Source organism: Streptomyces sp. NPDC060198 (assembly GCF_042728415.1).
In the GTDB taxonomy this organism is placed as follows: domain Bacteria; phylum Actinomycetota; class Actinomycetes; order Streptomycetales; family Streptomycetaceae; genus Streptomyces.
This window is the reverse complement of sequence record NZ_JBHWZJ010000156.1, coordinates 1-16,139: the sequence shown is the minus strand read 5'-3', so window position 1 is coordinate 16,139 and position 16,139 is coordinate 1. Positions and strand designations below refer to the sequence as shown.

Sequence of the window (16,139 nt, the reverse complement as noted above, 5' to 3'; positions counted from 1 at the left end):
GCCCGTGGGCGCCGGGGTCTTCGGTCTCCCTCGCGCCACCGCGACCGCGGCGGCGGGCAGGGGCGCACGCGTCGGCGCGCACCCCCGGAGCGGTACCGGCTCGCGGGGCGGCCGGGTGCCGGCGGCCGGACGCCTCCGGGAGCCCGGTGTGCGAGCCGCCGCCCGGGTCGCGGCCGGCACAGGCGTACGTGGGCGCACGGGGGGCGCGTACCGCTGCACACGCTGGTACGACGGGCGCATTCCCTGCTCCCTCCCCTGCCGCGCGGCCCACCCGGCCGGCGACCTCAGGTCATATGCCTGGCTTCAGCCTGGCACGCGCGGCGCCCGGCCGCTGCAATTCCGTACGGAAAAGAGAAAGCGGACGTCACGGTTCGATTGCCGTGACGCCCGCCTGTCGGGTCCCGCGTGACGGGACGCGGGGTGTGGGGGGTGTTCCGTTCCTGGTCAGGGCCCGAGAGGTGCCGCAGGGCACCTCCCGGCGTCCGCTCTCCGCCGTACCGGCGCGTTCCCGGTGCCCGGAGTGCGGGACCGCCGCGCGTGCCCCCGCGTGCCCCCGCCGTGCGCGGGGCCGCTCCGGCGGATGCTCCCGCGTTCGAAACAGGGCCCCGGGGTGCGCGGGGGCGGTGACTCAGCGCTTGGCGACGAAGACGTGCGAGGCGACCTCGCTGTCCAGCTCCGCGGCCTCCCCGCCCGAGCCGACCAGGACGCCGCCGGCCGCCGCCGTCACGCTGACGACGGCTCCCGGCTGGACCCCGGCGCGCCGGAGCGTGTACATCAGCTGGGCGTCGGTCTGGATGGGCTCGCCGATCCGGCGCACCACGACGGTCTTGCCGTCGCTGCCCGGGTCCAGCTCGGCCAGGCTGACCATGCCCTGTTCCAGGAACGGATCGGCCTCGGCGTGCTCGCCCAGCTCCTCCAGACCCGGGATCGGGTTGCCGTACGGGGACTCCGTGGGGTGGCGCAGCAGCTCCAGCACCCGCCGCTCCACGGCCTCGCTCATCACGTGCTCCCAGCGGCAGGCCTCGGCGTGCACCTGCTCCCACTCCAGGCCGATCACGTCGACGAGCAGGCATTCGGCGAGGCGGTGCTTGCGCATGACCCGGGTCGCCAGCCGGCGGCCCTCCTCGGTCAGCTCCAGGTGGCGGTCCCCGGCGACCTGGACCAGTCCGTCGCGTTCCATCCGGGCCACCGTCTGACTGACCGTCGGACCGGACTGGTCCAGCCGCTCAGCGATACGGGCGCGCATCGGGACCACGCCTTCCTCTTCGAGTTCGAGGATGGTGCGGAGGTACATCTCCGTGGTGTCGATCAGTCCGGACATTCGTGCCCCTCATAACTGTGACGGTGAAACGTCATGCTGCCGTGTTGCCGCCGTGCTGTGGCCCTCGTCCAATTCTGACGCATCGCGCGGACAACCGTGCCGGGTCCGTCCCTGCCCCTGCCCGAGGCCGGGCGCCGCACGGCCGGGGCCGCTATTGACAGTGCGGTGGTCCGGACCGCACCGTGATCGCGGTATCCCCGACGGAAGGGCTCCCCGATGAGCGAGAGCAAGCTGGCCGGCCAGTTCTTCGACGCGGCCATCGGGCTGCTGGCCCGGGTCCGCGACGAGGAGGCCGCCTCCGTCGCGGCGGCCGGCGCGGCCGTCGCCGACACCGTCGCCGCGGGCGGCCGGCTCTTCGCCTTCGGCGCCGGACACTCCTCGCTCGCCGCCCAGGACGTGGTGTACCGGGCGGGCGGCCCCGCCCTGATGAACCTGCTCGCCGTGCCGGGCACGGTCGGGGTCGACGTGATGCCCGCGACCCTCGGCTCGGCGCTGGAGCGGGTGGAGGGGCTCGCCACCACGGTGCTCACGGCCAGCCCGGCCACCGCGGGCGACCTGCTGGTGATCATCTCGCTCTCCGGCCGCAACACCCTGCCCGTGGAGATGGCCCGCGAGGCCAGGGCGCGCGGCCTCACCGTGATCGGGGTGACCTCGGTGGCGTACGCGGCCGCCACCTCGTCCCGGGCCGCTTCGGGCGGCTTCCTGCTCGACCACTGCGACATCGTTCTCGACAGCAAGATCGCGGTGGGCGACGCGGAGCTGACCACCGACGGGGTCGGAGCCCCCTTCGCCCCCGCCTCCACCGTCGTGACCAGCGCACTGATGCAGGCGACGATGGCCGCCGCCGCCGAGGAACTGGCCGCACGCGGCATCGAGCCGCCGCTGCTGCGCTCGGGCAACGTCGACGGCGGCCACGACTGGAACCGACGCGTGTTCGAGGACAACCGGGACCGGATCTTCTACCAGCACTGACGCGCCCGGCGCCCGGCCGCACCGGGCGCCCGCGCGCGTCCGTCCCCCGGATCAGCCGCCCGTACGGCCGTCGAGCAGCAGGGCCAGATCCACCGCGGAGGCCACCCGGACCGCCGCGCTCTCCGCGTGGGCCGCGTCCTCCCGCTCGAAGGCGGGGCGGTCGGCCGTACGCAGGAAGGTCACGACCCCGAGGGTCCGGCCCCGGCTGCGGAGCGCCACGCACAGGGCGTGCGCGACATGCCGGGGCCACTGGCGTTCGGCCGCCCAAGCCCCCCTGCCGGCGCTCGCCTCGCCGCCCGCGCTCACCCGGACCGGGGCGATCCGGTCCAGCGTCTGGAAGGCCGGATGGCCGGGGCCGTAGCGGGCCGGGAGGGAGCCGCCCGCCACCAGCAGGCAGGGGCCGGGGGCGTCCGTCGGGGTGGCCGCGGTGGGGATCAGCGCCTTCCCCGCCACCAGGTCGAGCAACGCGTGGTCGGCGAAGCCGGCCAGCGAGAAGTCGAGGGTGGTCGTCGCCGCCTCCCACGGGTCCTCGCACTCGGCTGCGGCCCTCGCGGCGCGGTGCAGTTGGGCGGAGCGGAACCGCAGCCGGGCCGCGGCCTGCTCCGCGGCGCGCGCCTCGGTCACGTCCTGGAACAGCCAGGCGACTCCGAGCGGCACCGCCTCCTCGGTGAGGGGCGAGGAGAGCCGCAGGAAGCCGCTGCGCCAGCAGCGCCGACGCCCGCCCTCGCGGCTGCGCAGGGTCACCCAGAGTTCGGCGGGGGCGGGCGGCGCCCCGGCGGCGAGCACATGGTGGAAGGCGCCTTCGAGATCCTCGACCCCCTGGAGGACGACCTCACCGAGGGGGCGCCCGAGCAGCGAGGTCCGGCCGCCGCCGAGCGCCCGTGCCGCGTGCGCGTTGACGACGGTGGGCCGCAGATCGGCGTCGACCAGGACCACGCCCCAGGGCCCGTCCTGGAAGAGCGCCTCGCTCAGCGCGATGGAGCGCTCCAGGTCGATCTGGGCGTGCGCCTCGCTGAACGCGCAGTACACCCCGGCCGGTCCGCCGTCCCCGCCGCGCATCCCGGCGGCCTGCATGCGCACGAGGACCCGGCCGCCGTCCTTGCGTACCAGGGCGAACTCGTGGACCTGGCGGCCCTGGGAGTCCTGGATCGCCATCAGCCGCCGGCGTACCTCGTCGGCGTCGGGTCCGCGCACCGCCCAGCCCGCGAAACCGTCCCGGCCGACCACCTCGGCGGCGGACCAGCCGAGGACGCGTTCGGCCTGGCGGTTCCAGTGGGTGACGGTGCCCCCGGTGTCGAGGGCGAACAGGGCGGTGTCCATGCCGTCGAGGAGCGCGGCGAGGAGTTCGGCGCCGGGCACGGGCGCGGCATCGGTGACGGTGGTGTCCGGCGCACCTGTGACCCCGGCGGCCCCGGTGGCTCCTGCGGCGTCCGACGCGGACGCGTCCGCCGTGCCACTGCCCATGGAAGGACTCATTCCGTACCCCCGCAGAACGTGCCGTCCCCGCCGTACGCACCGCGGCCCTGGCGGTGCGCGCTCCGTGCCGTGTCCGTGCGCGTCCGCGCACGCGGTTCCGCATGCGTGTCCGTGCGCGGTCCCGCACGCGTTTGTGCATGTCAGAAACCCATTGAACTCGACTGTGACCCGGCGCACACCCCCTTCCGATAAATAGGTTGTGCGGCCCGGACGAGGTTCCTAGGCTTGTGGCACACGCTGAAAGGAGGTGATCCGAAAGTGCAGTCCATTCGGATTCGTGAGGTGGCTGCGGGCTGACAGCCCGTCGTCGCACATCGTGCACCTCGGCAGGCTGCCTGCCGAAACCCAAGCAGTCACCGACCCGCAGGCTCGCCGGTAGATCCGGCCGGCTCCTCCTCACGGAGGGACCCGAGCCTGCGGGTTCTGCTTTTCCCCGGTCCCGCCGCTGTCCCGCTGTCCCGCTGTCCCGCTGTCCCGCTGTCCCGCTGTCCCCCCGTGCGCACGGGGGCTCGCGGGCCCTCAGGGGCAGAGGCGCTCCACGCGCCAGCCGGGGCCGTGCTCCGGCGTCACGGGGCGGACGTACCGCAGCCGGTCGTGCAGCCGGTTCTCGTGGCCCTGCCAGAACTCCACCGTGTGGGGCGTCACCCGGAAACCGCCCCAGTGCGGCGGGACGGGCACCTTCTGGCCCTCGGGGTAGCGGGCGGCGAGTTCCTCGTACCGCTCGGTGAGTTCCCGGCGGGAGCCGATGACCGTGGACTGCGCGCTCGCCCACGCGCCGAGCTGGGAGCCGTGCGGGCGGGTACGGAAGTACGCCACCGTCTCCTCGCGGCTCACCTGCTCCGCGGTGCCGGTGACGATGACCTGGCGGGCGAGCGGGTGCCAGGGGAAGAGCAGCGAGACGTGCGGGTTGGCGGCGAGCTCCCGGCCCTTCTGGGACTCGTAGTTGGTGTAGAAGACGAAGCCGCGCGCGTCGAACCCCTTGAGCAGCACCGTGCGGGAGGACGGGCGGCCGTCCGGCGAGGCGGTGGAGACCACCATGGCGTTCGGCTCGTGCAGCGCGCCCCCGGCGGCGACCTGCCGGAACCAACGGGCGAACTGGTCCATGGGCTCGGGGGCCAGATCCTGCTCGGCGAACGCCTCGGAACGGTACTGCTCGCGCATCGCCGCCGGATCGATGGTGCAATCGGAAGCGGGGGACACGGCCGGACGGGAAGCGGACGGAGGTGTCGGGTCAGCTGTGGGCACGGGCCCATCCTGCCGCAGCGGGCGGCAGGCCGGTGCGGCGGGCGGGAAGGACCACGACCGGGATACCCCCGCCTCACGGCACGGGGCGCCGCCGCCGCACGACAGGGGATGCCTCCGCCGCACGGCACGGGAAACCACCGCCTCACGGCACGAGGGTGCCGCCGTTCCACGACACGAGGGTGCTGTGCGGGACATCACCCTTCCTTGCCCCGGCGGAAGCCGCCACTATCGGGGGTCAGGTCCCCACGGAGGCCGTGTCGGCCTGCGGCCCCGGGGGCCTTCACCGACCGAGCTCGCAGCCGCACAGAGGGAGCCGCCTGATGTCCGCATTCGTACCCGGGCTTGAGGGAGTCGTCGCGTTTGAAACGGAGATCGCCGAACCGGACAGGGAAGGCGGTGCGCTCCGTTACCGCGGGATCGACATCGAAGACCTCGTCGGCAAGGTGTCCTTCGGCAACGTCTGGGGACTGCTGGTGGACGGGGCGTTCAACCCCGGTCTGCCGGCCGCCGAGCCGTTTCCCATTCCGGTCCACTCCGGTGACATCCGGGTGGACGTGCAGTCGGCGCTGGCGATGCTCGCCCCGGTGTGGGGCCTGAAACCACTGCTCGACATCGACGAGGCGACGGCCCGCGACGACCTCGCGCGGGCGGCCGTGATGGCCCTGTCGTACGTGGCGCAGTCCGCGCGCGGGCAGGGACTCGCGATGGTTCCGCAGAGCGAGATCGACAAGGCCGAGTCCGTGGTCGAGCGGTTCATGATCCGCTGGCGCGGCGAGCCGGACCCCCAGCACGTCAAGGCCGTCGACGCCTACTGGACGTCCGCCGCCGAACACGGCATGAACGCCTCCACGTTCACCGCCCGGGTCATCGCGTCGACCGGCGCGGACGTGGCCGCGGCGCTGTCCGGCGCGGTCGGCGCGATGTCGGGTCCGCTGCACGGCGGTGCCCCCTCCCGTGTCCTCGGCATGATCGAGGAGATCGAACGGACCGGGGACGCCACCGCGTACGTGAAGCGGGCGCTGGACAAGGGCGAGCGGCTGATGGGCTTCGGCCACCGCGTCTACCGCGCCGAGGACCCGCGTGCCCGGGTGCTGCGGCGTACCGCCCGCGAGCTCGCCGCGCCGCGCTTCGAGGTGGCGGAGGCTCTGGAGAAGGCGGCGCTGGAGGAGCTGCACGCACGGCGCCCGGACCGGGTGCTGGCGACGAACGTGGAGTTCTGGGCGGCGATCGTGCTGGACTTCGCGGAGATCCCGGCGCACATGTTCACCTCGATGTTCACCTGCGCCCGCACGGCCGGCTGGTCGGCGCACATCCTGGAGCAGAAGCGCACGGGCCGGCTGGTGCGGCCCTCGGCCGAGTACGTGGGTCCGGCGGCGCGGGACCCGCGCGAGATCGACGGGTTCGACTCGATCACACCGATCACGGGCTGAGTCCCGGCTCGTCCCCGGGCCGGGGCTGGTGTCGCGCTCCTCGGCCCGGCGCCCGTGCGGGGTGCGGCGCCGAGGTACGGCTCGTGCCGTCCGGTGCTCACGGCGGGAGTGCCCTTGGCCGGGCGGATAGCCTCTGCTGTCGTGAACGCTGCTGAACTCGACTACCGGACCCGAACGTTGACGGGCTGCATTCCTCCGTCGCTGGTGGCGCGGCTTCTCGAACACGGTCATGAGCGGGAGGTGGAGTCCCAGGCCGGACGCGGGGAGTGGTTCTGCGCGCTGGAGTGGGCACGGCTGCTCGGGCGCCGGGGCCTGCACAAGCAGGCGTCGGAGGTCCTCGCTCCGTACGTCGCCACGCACTGGTGGCCGGCCGCCCGCGCCCGGGCGGAGCTGCTGGAGGAGTGGAGCCGGGCGGACGAGGCGGTCGCGCTGTGCCGCCCGTACGCGGAAGCCGGTGACCGGCAGGCGCTCGTCTTCTTCGCGCGCCTGCTGGCCCGCCACGGCCGCGGCGGCGAGGCGTTCGCGCTGCTGCGCGCCGGGATCGAGGACTGGTTCGTCGCCGAGTGCCTGGTCGACGTCGCCGGCACGGCGGGCATGGACGGGGAAGCGGCGGCTCTGCTGGAGGCGCGGATGGCAGCGGCGGTCCCCGCATGCGACGACCCCGACTGCGGCAACCTGCGGATGGAACCGGCCAACACGGCCGAACTGCTCGCGACGGTCAGGGAACGCCAGGGCCGGGTCGAGGAGGCGATCGCCCTGCTGCACACCCGCGAGACCACCTCCGTCGACGACAGTGACCAGCTGGCCGACCTGCTGGTCCGGCATGACCGGATCGCGGAACTGCGTGCGTACGCGGCGTCCGAGCACCACGGGCACGCCGCGCGGAGCCTTGCCGAAGTGCTGGAGGAAAGCGGCGACGTGGAAGGTGCGACAGCCGCCTACCGCGCCTTCGGTGCCCAGCTGTCCGGCATGGGGCGGGTGGTTGTCCCGCTGTCCGCACTCCTGGTCCGGCTCGGGCGGGGCGACGAGGCGGTCGAGGTGCTGCGCGCCTTCGTCGGACGGCCCGGCTGCGCGGAGGACTGGATCGTCGACACCCTCTGCACCCTGTATGCCGACCTCGGCCGTCCGAGGGACGGCCTGGCCCACCTCGATGCCCTCAAGGAGCGCAGCAGCGGCAAGGAGGACTGGGACTTCTTCCGGATGCGGCTTCCGCTCATGGCCGACTGCGGCCTGCTCGACGAAGCGGTCGAGCAGGCACGGGCGCACCCGGAGGGCGACACCTGGTACGCGGCCTGTGCGCTGTCCGACGTGCTTGCCGGAGCCGGCCGCACGGAGGAGGCCGTGGCCCTCCTCGAACAGCACCCGACGCTCAACGGCTCTCTCCTCGCCCAGCACCTCATCGACCTCGGCCGGATCGAGGAGGCCGTACGCGTCCTTCAGCGGCCGGTGCCCGGACCGGCCGCACCCGCCTGGGGCGGCGCGCACTCCACCGAACCACCGTTCTGACAGCTTCCGCCGTCGCTCAGTCCAGCGCCCCGTCCACCAGCTCCGCCCACTGTGCCACGACCCTCCGGCGGCGGGCGGTGTCGTCGGTGAGGACGTTGGCGAGGCCGAGGCCACGGGCCATGTCCAGAAGTCCCTGGACCGTCTCGCGCACCCCGGGACGGGTCTCGTCGGCGCCCAGCAGTGCGACGGCGATCCGGTGGGTCTCCCGGCCGACGCGCGCCTCCAGTTCGGTCACGCGGGGGCGCAGTTGGGGTTCGTTGGAGGCGGCGACCCAGAGCTGGAGCGCGGCGCGGAAGAGCGGCCCGGTGTACAGGTCCACGAGCGCGGCGACCACCTCCGCGCGGCCCTGCACCGGGAGCGCCCGCAGTGCGGCGGAGCGCTCCTCGGCGACGTACTCGACCGCCCCGGTGAACAGGTCCTCGCGGGTGGGGAAGTGGTGCTGGGCCGCACCCCGGGAGACCCCGGCCCGCTCGGCGACGACGGAGACCGTGGAGCCCACCCAGCCGTGGGCGGCGAGGCAGGCCACCGCGGCCTCCAGAAGCCGCTGCCGGGTGGCCCGGCTGCGGTCCTGCTTGGGCGACTTGGCGTTGCCGGGGGAGGCGTTGTTCGGGGGTGTCACCACACCCATGCGGGGTCCCGTCGTTCGAGGAAGGCCGTCATCCCCTCCCGTGCGTCGTCGGAGGCGAAGAGCGCGGTGGAGAGGGCGACGAGGTCTTCGGCGTGTTGGTCGAAACTCTCCAGCACGGTAGCCGTGACCAGCTGCTTCGATGCCATCAGCCCCTGCGGGGACGCCTTGCGCAGTCCGTCCAGTACGGGTTCGAGCGCCTTGTCCACCTCGTCCGCACCCTCGCCCGGGGCAACGGTCCCCGCCGGGTCGCCCGCGGCGAGGGTGACCAGGGAGATCCGGGCCGCCTCGGCCGCGTCGAACCGCTCGCCGGTGAGGAAGTAGCGGGCCGCCGCGGAGCGTTCGAGCCGGGGCAGCAGGGTCAGCGAGATCACCGCCGGGGCGAGCCCGAGCCGCGACTCGGTGAGCGCGAAGCTCGCCCCGGGCCCCGCGACCGCGATGTCGCAGGCCCCGAGCAGCCCGAGCCCTCCGGCCCGGACATGGCCGGTGACCCGGCCCACCACGGGCTTGGGCAGCGCGACGATCTTCCGCAACAGGGCGACGAACTCCCCCGGATCGGCCGGTGACTTCAGGTCGGCCCCGGCACAGAAGGTGGTGCCGGTGTGGGTCAGGACGACCGCGCGGACGGCGCTGTCGGCCGCGCAGGCGTCCAGCGCCTCGGCCAGCTCGCCGACCAGCTCGGCGGAGAGGGCGTTGCGGCGGGCGGGGGCGTCCAGGGCGAGGGTGGTGATGCCGCGGTCGTGGACGGGTGCGGCGAGGCTGCTCATGCGGGGCTCCCTTCGGTGGCGGCCGCGGTTCCGGTCCCGGGGCCGGTGGCGCGTTCGCGGTCGCGGAGTTCGCGGCGCAGGATCTTGCCCGAGGTGGCCCGGGGCACCGCGTCGATGAACTCCACCCGCCGCACCTTCTTGTACGGGGCGACGCGTTCGGCGACGTACCCGATCACGTCCTCCGGGCTGAGCTTCTGCGCCTCCGGGGCCGGTGAGCGGACCAGGAACGCCTTGGGGATCTCGTTGCCCGCGTCGTCGTGGACGCCGATGACGGCGGCATCGGCGAGGAGTTCGTGGCCGAGCAGCAGGGCCTCCAGCTCGGCGGGGGCGACCTGGTAGCCCTTGTACTTGATCAGCTCCTTCACCCGGTCGACGACGTACAGCCAGCCGTCCTCGTCGACCCGGCCGACGTCCCCGGTGTGCACCCAGCCGTCCTCGTCGATCATGGCGGCGGTGGCGTCGGGGCGGCCGAGGTAGCCCTTCATCACCTGGGGGCCACGGATCAGGATCTCGCCCTCGGCGCCGGGCTCCGCGTCCGTACCGGGGTCGGTGAGGTCGACGATCCGCATCTCGGTGCCGGGGATCAGCTTGCCGACCGTGCCGTCCGGCGGGTTCTCCTCGGAGAGCGGCACGACGTGGGTGCCCGGGGACAGCTCGGTCATGCCGTACGCCTGGCGGACCGGCGGCAGCCCGAGCCGCTCCGAGCAGGCGCGGGCGAGGTCGGCGTCGAGCGGGGCGGCGGCCGAGACGATGTAGCGGAGCGAGGAGAGGTCGTAGCGGGCGACGGCCGGGTGTTTGGCGAGGGCCAGCACGATGGGCGGGGCCACGTACAGCCCGGCGATGCGGTGCTTCTCGATGGTGGCGAGGAACTGGTCGAGGTCGAAGCGGGGCAGCACCACCACGGTGGCGCCGTGCCGGAGCGGCCCGTTCATCAGCGCGGTCAACCCATAGATGTGAAAGAAGGGCAAAACTGCCAAAATGGGTTCGTTCTGGAGCAGGGGCACGAACGGCTGGAGCTGCTCCAGGTTGGTCGCGATGGAGCGGTGGGTGAGCATCACGCCCTTGGGGGCGCCGGTGGTGCCGGAGGAGTAGGGCAGGACGGCGACGTCCTCGTCCGGATCGATCTCCACCTGTGGCTCGGGGGCGGTGGAGCCGAGCATGTCCAGCACCGAGGTGTATCCCTCGGCTGTGTCGCAGACGAATATCTGCCGTATCCCGCCCGCGAGTTCGGCGGCCCGCCGGGCGGTGTCCAGGAGCGGGGAGACGGTGACGATCCAGCGCGCGGAGGCGTCGGTGAGCTGCTTGGCGAACTCCTCGGCGGTGGCCAGCGGGTGGACCGTGGTGACGGAGGCGCCGGCCCGCGTCGCCCCGTAGAAGACGGGCGGGTAGGCGATGGTGTTGGGGCTGTGCAGGGCGAGGACGTCCCCCTTGCGGAGCCCCGCCTCGGCGAGCGCGGCGGCGATCCGGCGGTGGAAGTGGTCGAGTTGGGAGTAGCTGAGGGCCATCCCGTTGGTGCCGTCGATCAGGGCGACGGTGTCCCCGAACTCGGCGGCCCGGCCGAGGACCGCTTCGTGGATGGGTGTGCTGAGGATGGATACGTCTGCGTACTCACTGCGGAACACCATGGCGGTCCCCTGTCGACGCGTGGGCGGCGGGTGCGGAGGCTGTGCGGCGGCGCACCGGCCCCGGGCGGGCGGGTGCGCCGCGTGGTGCGTGCGGGTGCGGAGTGCCGAGGAACGAGCGCTGCTTCAGTACGACTTGGGCAGGCCGAGCGACTGGTGGGAGACGTAGTTGAGGATCATCTCGCGGCTGACCGGGGCGATCCGGGCGACGCGGGCCGCGGTGATGAGCGAGGCGAGTCCGTACTCCCGGGTGAGGCCGTTGCCGCCGAGGGTGTGCACCGCCTGGTCGACGGCCTTCACGCAGGCCTCTCCCGCCGCGTACTTGGCCATGTTGGCGGCCTCGCCCGCGCCGATGTCGTCGCCGGCGTCGTAGAGGGCCGCGGCCTTCTGCATCATCAGCCGGGCGAGCTCCAGCTCGACGTGGGCGACGGCCAGCGGGTGGGCGATGGCCTGGTGGGCGCCGATCGGGGTCTTCCAGACCTGCCGGGTCTTCGCGTACTCCACGGCCTGGCCGAGGGCGTAGCGGCCCATGCCGATGCCGAAGGCGGCGGTCATGATGCGTTCGGGGTTGAGCCCGGCGAAGAGCTGGAGCAGCCCGGCGTCCTCGTCGCCGACGAGTGCCTCGGCGGGAAGCCGCACGTCGTCGAGGACCAGCTCGAACTGCTTCTCCGGGGCGTGGAGCTCCATGTCGATCTGCGAGCGTCCGAACCCGGGGGCGTCGCGCGGGACGATGAAGAGGCAGGGCTTGAGCGTGCCGGTGCGGGCGTCCTCGGTCCGGCCCACGATGAGGGTGGCGTCGGCGATGTCGACACCGGAGACGAAGACCTTCCGGCCGGTGAGCAGCCAGTCGTCGCCGTCGCGGCGGGCGGTGGTGGTGATCCGGTGCGAGTTGGACCCCGCGTCCGGTTCGGTGATCCCGAAGGCCATGGTGAGGCTGCCGTCGGCGAGCCCGGGGAGCCACTGCCGTTTCTGCGCCTCGGTGCCGAAGCGGGAGATCACCGTGCCGCAGATCGCCGGGGAGACCACCATCATCAGCAGCGGCGCCCCGGCCGCACCCAACTCCTCCAGAACGATGGAGAGTTCGGCCATACCGGCACCTCCCCCGCCGTACTCCTCCGGGATGTTCACGCCGAGGTAGCCGAACTTGGCTGCCTCGGACCACAGTTCGTCGGTGTGCCGGCCCTCCGCGATGACGGATGACATGTACGCGCGCCCGTAGCGCTTGCCGAGGGCGGCGACGGCGGCGCGGAGCGCCTGGTGCTCAGCGGATTCGAGGACGGTGCTCATGGCTGCGGTTCCTCCTGGGGCGTGTCCTGGGCGGGGGGTACTTCTTGTGCGTGGGGTGTGTCCTGCGGTGTCTCCTGTACGACGGCGAGCAGGGCGCCCACCTCCACCTGGAGCCCCGGCGCTGCATGGAGCGCGGTGACGGTGCCGGTGGCGGGGGCGAGGATGCGGTGTTCCATCTTCATCGCCTCCAGCCAGATCAGCGGTTGCCCGGCCTCGACGGCCGCCCCGGGCTCCAGCCCTTCCGCGAGGCGGACGACCGTGCCCGGCATCGGGGCGAGCAGGGAGCCGGGTTCGCTGCGGGTGGCGGGGTCGGTGAAGCGGGGCAGGGCGGTGAAGGTGTGGGAGCCGTCCGCCGTGTCCACGTACACCCGGTCGCCGTACGCGGCGACGGCGAACCGGCGGACCACGCCGTCGAGTTCCAGGGTCACCCGGTCGGGGCGGACCTCCACCACGCGGATGCCGGGGGCGTCGTGCGGGACGGGCCCGGTGCGGGTGGCCCGGTAGGCGACCTCGTACTCCCCGGCGTCGGGCTCGGCGCGGTAGCGCTTGGTCTGCGGCTGGGAGGGGACGTTTCGCCAGGCGCCGAAGCGGGCGGGCACGGCGGCGGACTCCCCGGCCCCGCCCGCCGCCCTGCCCGCCGTACGGGCCGCCGCGTCGGCGAGGGCCGCCGCCAGGGCGGCGCGGCGGACGGCGGCCTCGCCGGGGGCGGAGGTGAGGGTGGGGAGGTGGCGGTCGTAGAACCCGGTGTCCAGGCGGGCGGCGAGGAAGTCGGGGTGGCGCAGGGAGCGGACCAGCAGGTCGCGGTTGGTGACGGGGCCGTGGACGCGGGCGCGTTCCAGGACGCGGGCGAGGAGGCGTACCGCCTCGGTGCGGTTGGCCGCGTGGGCGACGACCTTGGCGAGCATCGGGTCGTAGTGCACCCCGATGGTGTCGCCGCCGGTGTACCCGGTGTCCAGGCGCACCCCGGGCTCCTCGGGCAGGTCGAGCGCGTGGAGGAGTCCGGTCTGCGGGCGCCAGTCGTGGGCAGGGTCCTCGGCGTAGAGCCGGGCCTCCACGGCGTGCCCCTCGGGGGCGGGCGGGGCGGTGGCAGGCAGCGGCTCGCCTTCGGCGGTGCGGAGCTGGAGAGCGACCAGGTCGAGCCCGAACACGGCTTCCGTGACGGGGTGTTCGACCTGGAGTCGGGTGTTCATCTCCAGGAAGTACGGCCGCCCTTCGGCGGAGACGAGGAACTCCACGGTCCCGGCGCCCCGGTAGCCGACGGCCCGCGCGGCGGCCACGGCCGCGTCGTGCAGCCGGGTCCGCACCTCCTCGCCGAGGCCGGGGGCGGGGGCCTCCTCGACGACCTTCTGGTGGCGTCGCTGGAGGGAGCAGTCGCGGGTGCCGAGCGCCCAGACGGTGCCGTGGTCGTCGGCCATCACCTGGACCTCGACGTGCCGGCCGCGTTCCACGTACGGCTCGGCGAACACCTCGCCGTCCCCGAACGCGGACTCCGCCTCGGCTCTGGCAGCCGTCAACTCGGCTGTCAGCGAGGCGAGTTCCCGCACGATCCGCATCCCGCGCCCGCCGCCGCCGGCCGCCGCCTTGAGCAGCAGCGGCAGATCGGCCTCGGTCGCGGTGGCCGGGTCCACGGGGGCGAGCAGCGGCACCTCGGCGGCGGCCATCAGCTCCTTGGCACGGGTCTTCGACGCCATCTGCTCGATCGCCTTGACCGGCGGGCCGACCCAGAGCAGTCCGGCGTCCTGCACGGCGGCGGCGAAGGAGGCGTTCTCGGAGAGGAAGCCGTACCCGGGGTGCACGGCGTCGGCCCCCGCCGCGAGCGCCGCGGCGACGACCAGGTCACCCCGGAGATAGGTGTCGGCGGGGGTCGCCCCCGGCAGCCGTACGGCGAGGTCCGCCTCGCGGACGTGCAGGGCGCCGGCGTCCGCGTCGGAGTACACGGCGACGGTGGTGATGCCGAGCGCCCGGCAGGTACGGAAGATCCGGCAGGCGATCTCGCCCCGGTTGGCGACGAGCAGCGAAGTGATCACGTCAGTCCTCACGGTGTTCTCGGTGCGCTCTCTGCTCTCGGCGCCCTCTGTTGCCACGGCTCCCCCAGCTCCCCGGGCGCCCACGGTCCTCACGGCTCCCACCGCCCTCACATCCGGAAGACGCCGAAGCCGCCGCGGGCGCCTTCGACGGGGGCCGTGTGGATCGCGGAGAGGCACATCCCGAGGACGGTCCTGGTGTCGCGGGGGTCGATGACCCCGTCGTCGTAGAGCCGCCCGGAGAGGAACACCGGCAACGACTCTGCCTCGATCTGCTGCTCCACCAGGGCGCGGAGTCCGGCGTCGGCCTCGTCGTCGTAGGGGCGGCCCTTCGCGGCGGCGGAGGCGCGGGCCACGATGGAGAGCACCCCTGCGAGCTGCTGCGGGCCCATCACGGCGGACTTGCTGCTGGGCCAGGCGAAGAGGAAGCGGGGGTCGTAGGCGCGTCCGCACATGCCGTAGTGACCGGCCCCGTAGGAGGCGCCCATCAGCACGGAGAGGTGCGGGACCTTGGAGTTGGACACCGCGTTGATCATCATCGCGCCGTGCTTGATGATGCCGCCCTGCTCGTACTCCTTGCCGACCATGTAACCGGTGGTGTTGTGCAGGAAGATCAGCGGGATGTCGCGCTGGTTGGCGAGCTGGATGAACTGCGCGGCCTTCTGCGACTCCGCGCTGAAGAGCACGCCCTGCGCGTTGGCGAGGATGCCGACCGGGTAGCCGTGCAGCCGCGCCCAGCCGGTGACCAGGCTGGTGCCGTAGAGCGGCTTGAAGGCGTCGAAGTCGGAGCCGTCGACGAGCCGGGCGATGACCTCGCGCGGGTCGAACGGCACCTTGAGGTCGCCCGGCACGATGCCGAGCAGCTCCTCCTCGTCGTACTTCGGCGGTTCGGCGGGAGCCGGATCGGCGTGCGCCTTGCGCCAGTTGAGCCGGGCGACGATCCGTCGGGCCTGCCGCAGCGCGTCGTGCTCGTCGACGGCGAAGTGGTCGGCGAGCCCGGAGGTGCGGGCGTGCATCCCGGCACCGCCGAGGGACTCGTCGTCGCTCTCCTCGCCGGTGGCCATCTTCACCAGGGGCGGACCGCCGAGGAAGACCTTGGACCTGTCCTTGATCATGACGGTGTGGTCGGACATCCCGGGGACGTATGCGCCTCCGGCGGTGGAGTTGCCGAACACCACGGCCACGGTGGGGATTCCGGCGGCGGAGAGCCGGGTGATGTCGCGGAAGAGCGCCCCGCCGGGGATGAAGATCTCCTTCTGCGAGGGCAGGTCGGCGCCCCCGGACTCCACCAGGCTGATGCAGGGCAGCCGGTTGGCGAAGGCGATCTCGTTGGCCCGCAGCGCCTTCTTCAGCGTCCACGGGTTGGAGGCGCCACCGCGTACGGTCGGGTCGTTTGCGGTGATCAGGCACTCGACGCCCTCGACCACTCCGATCCCGGTGACCAGCGAGGCGCCCACCGTGTAGTCGCTGCCCCAGCCGGCCAGCGGCGACAGCTCCAGGAACGGGGTGTCCGGATCGATCAGCAGCTCGATCCGCTCCCGCGCGGGGAGCTTCCCGCGCGAACGGTGCCGGGCCACGTACTTCTCGCCGCCCCCGGCCAGCGCCTTCGCGTGCTCGGCGCCAAGATCGTCGAGTTTGGCGAGGAGGGCGGCGCGGTTGGCGGCGTATTCGGGTCCGGCGGTGTCGAGCCCGGTGGGCAGGACGGTCATGCGGTGCCTCCGGTACGGGGAGTGGGTCGGTGTCTTCGGGCCGGGGTGCGGCCGTGCGCGGCCCCGGGCCGGGTCTCGGGCCGGGGCCGGGTCTCGGGCCGGGGCCGGGTCTCGGGCCGGGGCCGGGTCTCGGGCCGGGGCCGGGTCTCGGGCCG

Annotated in this window: 12 protein-coding genes; 3 read left to right on the top strand and 9 right to left on the bottom strand. The window is 73.4% G+C overall.

Annotated elements, in window-relative coordinates; all coding sequences use genetic code 11:
• Positions 1 to 628: 628 nt before the first annotated feature.
• Positions 629 to 1,321 (bottom strand): metal-dependent transcriptional regulator, encoded by a 693-nt coding sequence (locus ACFWEP_RS19710; protein ID WP_328721153.1) that lies wholly within the window; start codon positions 1,319 to 1,321, stop codon positions 629 to 631.
• A 216-nt stretch (positions 1,322 to 1,537) separates the two neighbouring features.
• Between ACFWEP_RS19710 and ACFWEP_RS19705 the strand changes: the two genes are divergently transcribed.
• The gene (locus ACFWEP_RS19705) at positions 1,538 to 2,293 is read left to right on the top strand and encodes a sugar isomerase domain-containing protein (RefSeq protein WP_387371580.1); all 756 of its coding nucleotides are present in this window, start codon (positions 1,538 to 1,540) and stop codon (positions 2,291 to 2,293) included.
• Between the two features lie 51 nt (positions 2,294 to 2,344).
• On the opposite strand, the gene ACFWEP_RS19700 is transcribed toward ACFWEP_RS19705, so the two are convergent.
• Positions 2,345 to 3,757 (bottom strand): PAS domain S-box protein, encoded by a 1,413-nt coding sequence (locus ACFWEP_RS19700; RefSeq protein WP_387371579.1) that lies wholly within the window; start codon positions 3,755 to 3,757, stop codon positions 2,345 to 2,347.
• 531 nt (positions 3,758 to 4,288) lie between these two features.
• The gene (gene pdxH, locus ACFWEP_RS19695) at positions 4,289 to 4,930 is read right to left on the bottom strand and encodes a pyridoxamine 5'-phosphate oxidase (protein WP_387371582.1); all 642 of its coding nucleotides are present in this window, start codon (positions 4,928 to 4,930) and stop codon (positions 4,289 to 4,291) included.
• A gap of 404 nt (positions 4,931 to 5,334) precedes the next feature.
• On the opposite strand from pdxH, the gene ACFWEP_RS19690 reads away from it, so the two are divergent.
• Together ACFWEP_RS19690 and ACFWEP_RS19685 are read left to right on the top strand one after the other, a co-directional pair.
• Positions 5,335 to 6,444 carry a citrate synthase 2 gene (locus tag ACFWEP_RS19690; protein ID WP_387371578.1) on the top strand — a complete coding sequence of 370 codons (1,110 nt, stop codon included), beginning with the start codon at positions 5,335 to 5,337 and terminating at the stop codon, positions 6,442 to 6,444.
• Between the two features lie 141 nt (positions 6,445 to 6,585).
• Positions 6,586 to 7,950 (top strand): hypothetical protein, encoded by a 1,365-nt coding sequence (locus ACFWEP_RS19685; RefSeq protein WP_387371577.1) that lies wholly within the window; start codon positions 6,586 to 6,588, stop codon positions 7,948 to 7,950.
• A gap of 16 nt (positions 7,951 to 7,966) precedes the next feature.
• Here ACFWEP_RS19685 and ACFWEP_RS19680 read toward each other — a convergent pair whose 3' ends face one another.
• The 6 genes from ACFWEP_RS19680 to ACFWEP_RS19655 all read right to left on the bottom strand — a co-directional run bounded on the left by ACFWEP_RS19680 (position 7,967) and on the right by ACFWEP_RS19655 (position 15,984).
• Entirely contained in the window at positions 7,967 to 8,578 is a 612-nt protein-coding gene (locus ACFWEP_RS19680; RefSeq protein WP_387371576.1) for a TetR/AcrR family transcriptional regulator, read from the bottom strand.
• Complete coding sequence (locus tag ACFWEP_RS19675; RefSeq protein ID WP_387371575.1) at positions 8,566 to 9,342, bottom strand: enoyl-CoA hydratase family protein; 777 nt, start codon at positions 9,340 to 9,342, stop codon at positions 8,566 to 8,568. The genes ACFWEP_RS19680 and ACFWEP_RS19675 overlap by 13 nt, the downstream gene beginning before the upstream one ends.
• Complete coding sequence (locus ACFWEP_RS19670; protein WP_387371574.1) at positions 9,339 to 10,967, bottom strand: AMP-binding protein; 1,629 nt, start codon at positions 10,965 to 10,967, stop codon at positions 9,339 to 9,341. Before ACFWEP_RS19670 ends, ACFWEP_RS19675 begins: the two co-directional genes overlap by 4 nt.
• A 123-nt stretch (positions 10,968 to 11,090) precedes the next feature.
• Positions 11,091 to 12,251 carry an acyl-CoA dehydrogenase family protein gene (locus ACFWEP_RS19665; RefSeq protein ID WP_387371573.1) on the bottom strand — a complete coding sequence of 387 codons (1,161 nt, stop codon included), beginning with the start codon at positions 12,249 to 12,251 and terminating at the stop codon, positions 11,091 to 11,093.
• Positions 12,248 to 14,278: a biotin carboxylase N-terminal domain-containing protein gene (locus ACFWEP_RS19660; RefSeq protein ID WP_387371581.1), complete on the bottom strand. Its 2,031-nt coding sequence runs from the start codon at positions 14,276 to 14,278 to the stop codon at positions 12,248 to 12,250. Before ACFWEP_RS19660 ends, ACFWEP_RS19665 begins: the two co-directional genes overlap by 4 nt.
• Before the next feature lie 107 nt (positions 14,279 to 14,385).
• Positions 14,386 to 15,984, bottom strand: a complete 1,599-nt coding sequence (locus ACFWEP_RS19655; protein WP_387371572.1) for an acyl-CoA carboxylase subunit beta — start codon at positions 15,982 to 15,984, stop codon at positions 14,386 to 14,388.
• Positions 15,985 to 16,139 lie beyond the last annotated feature (155 nt).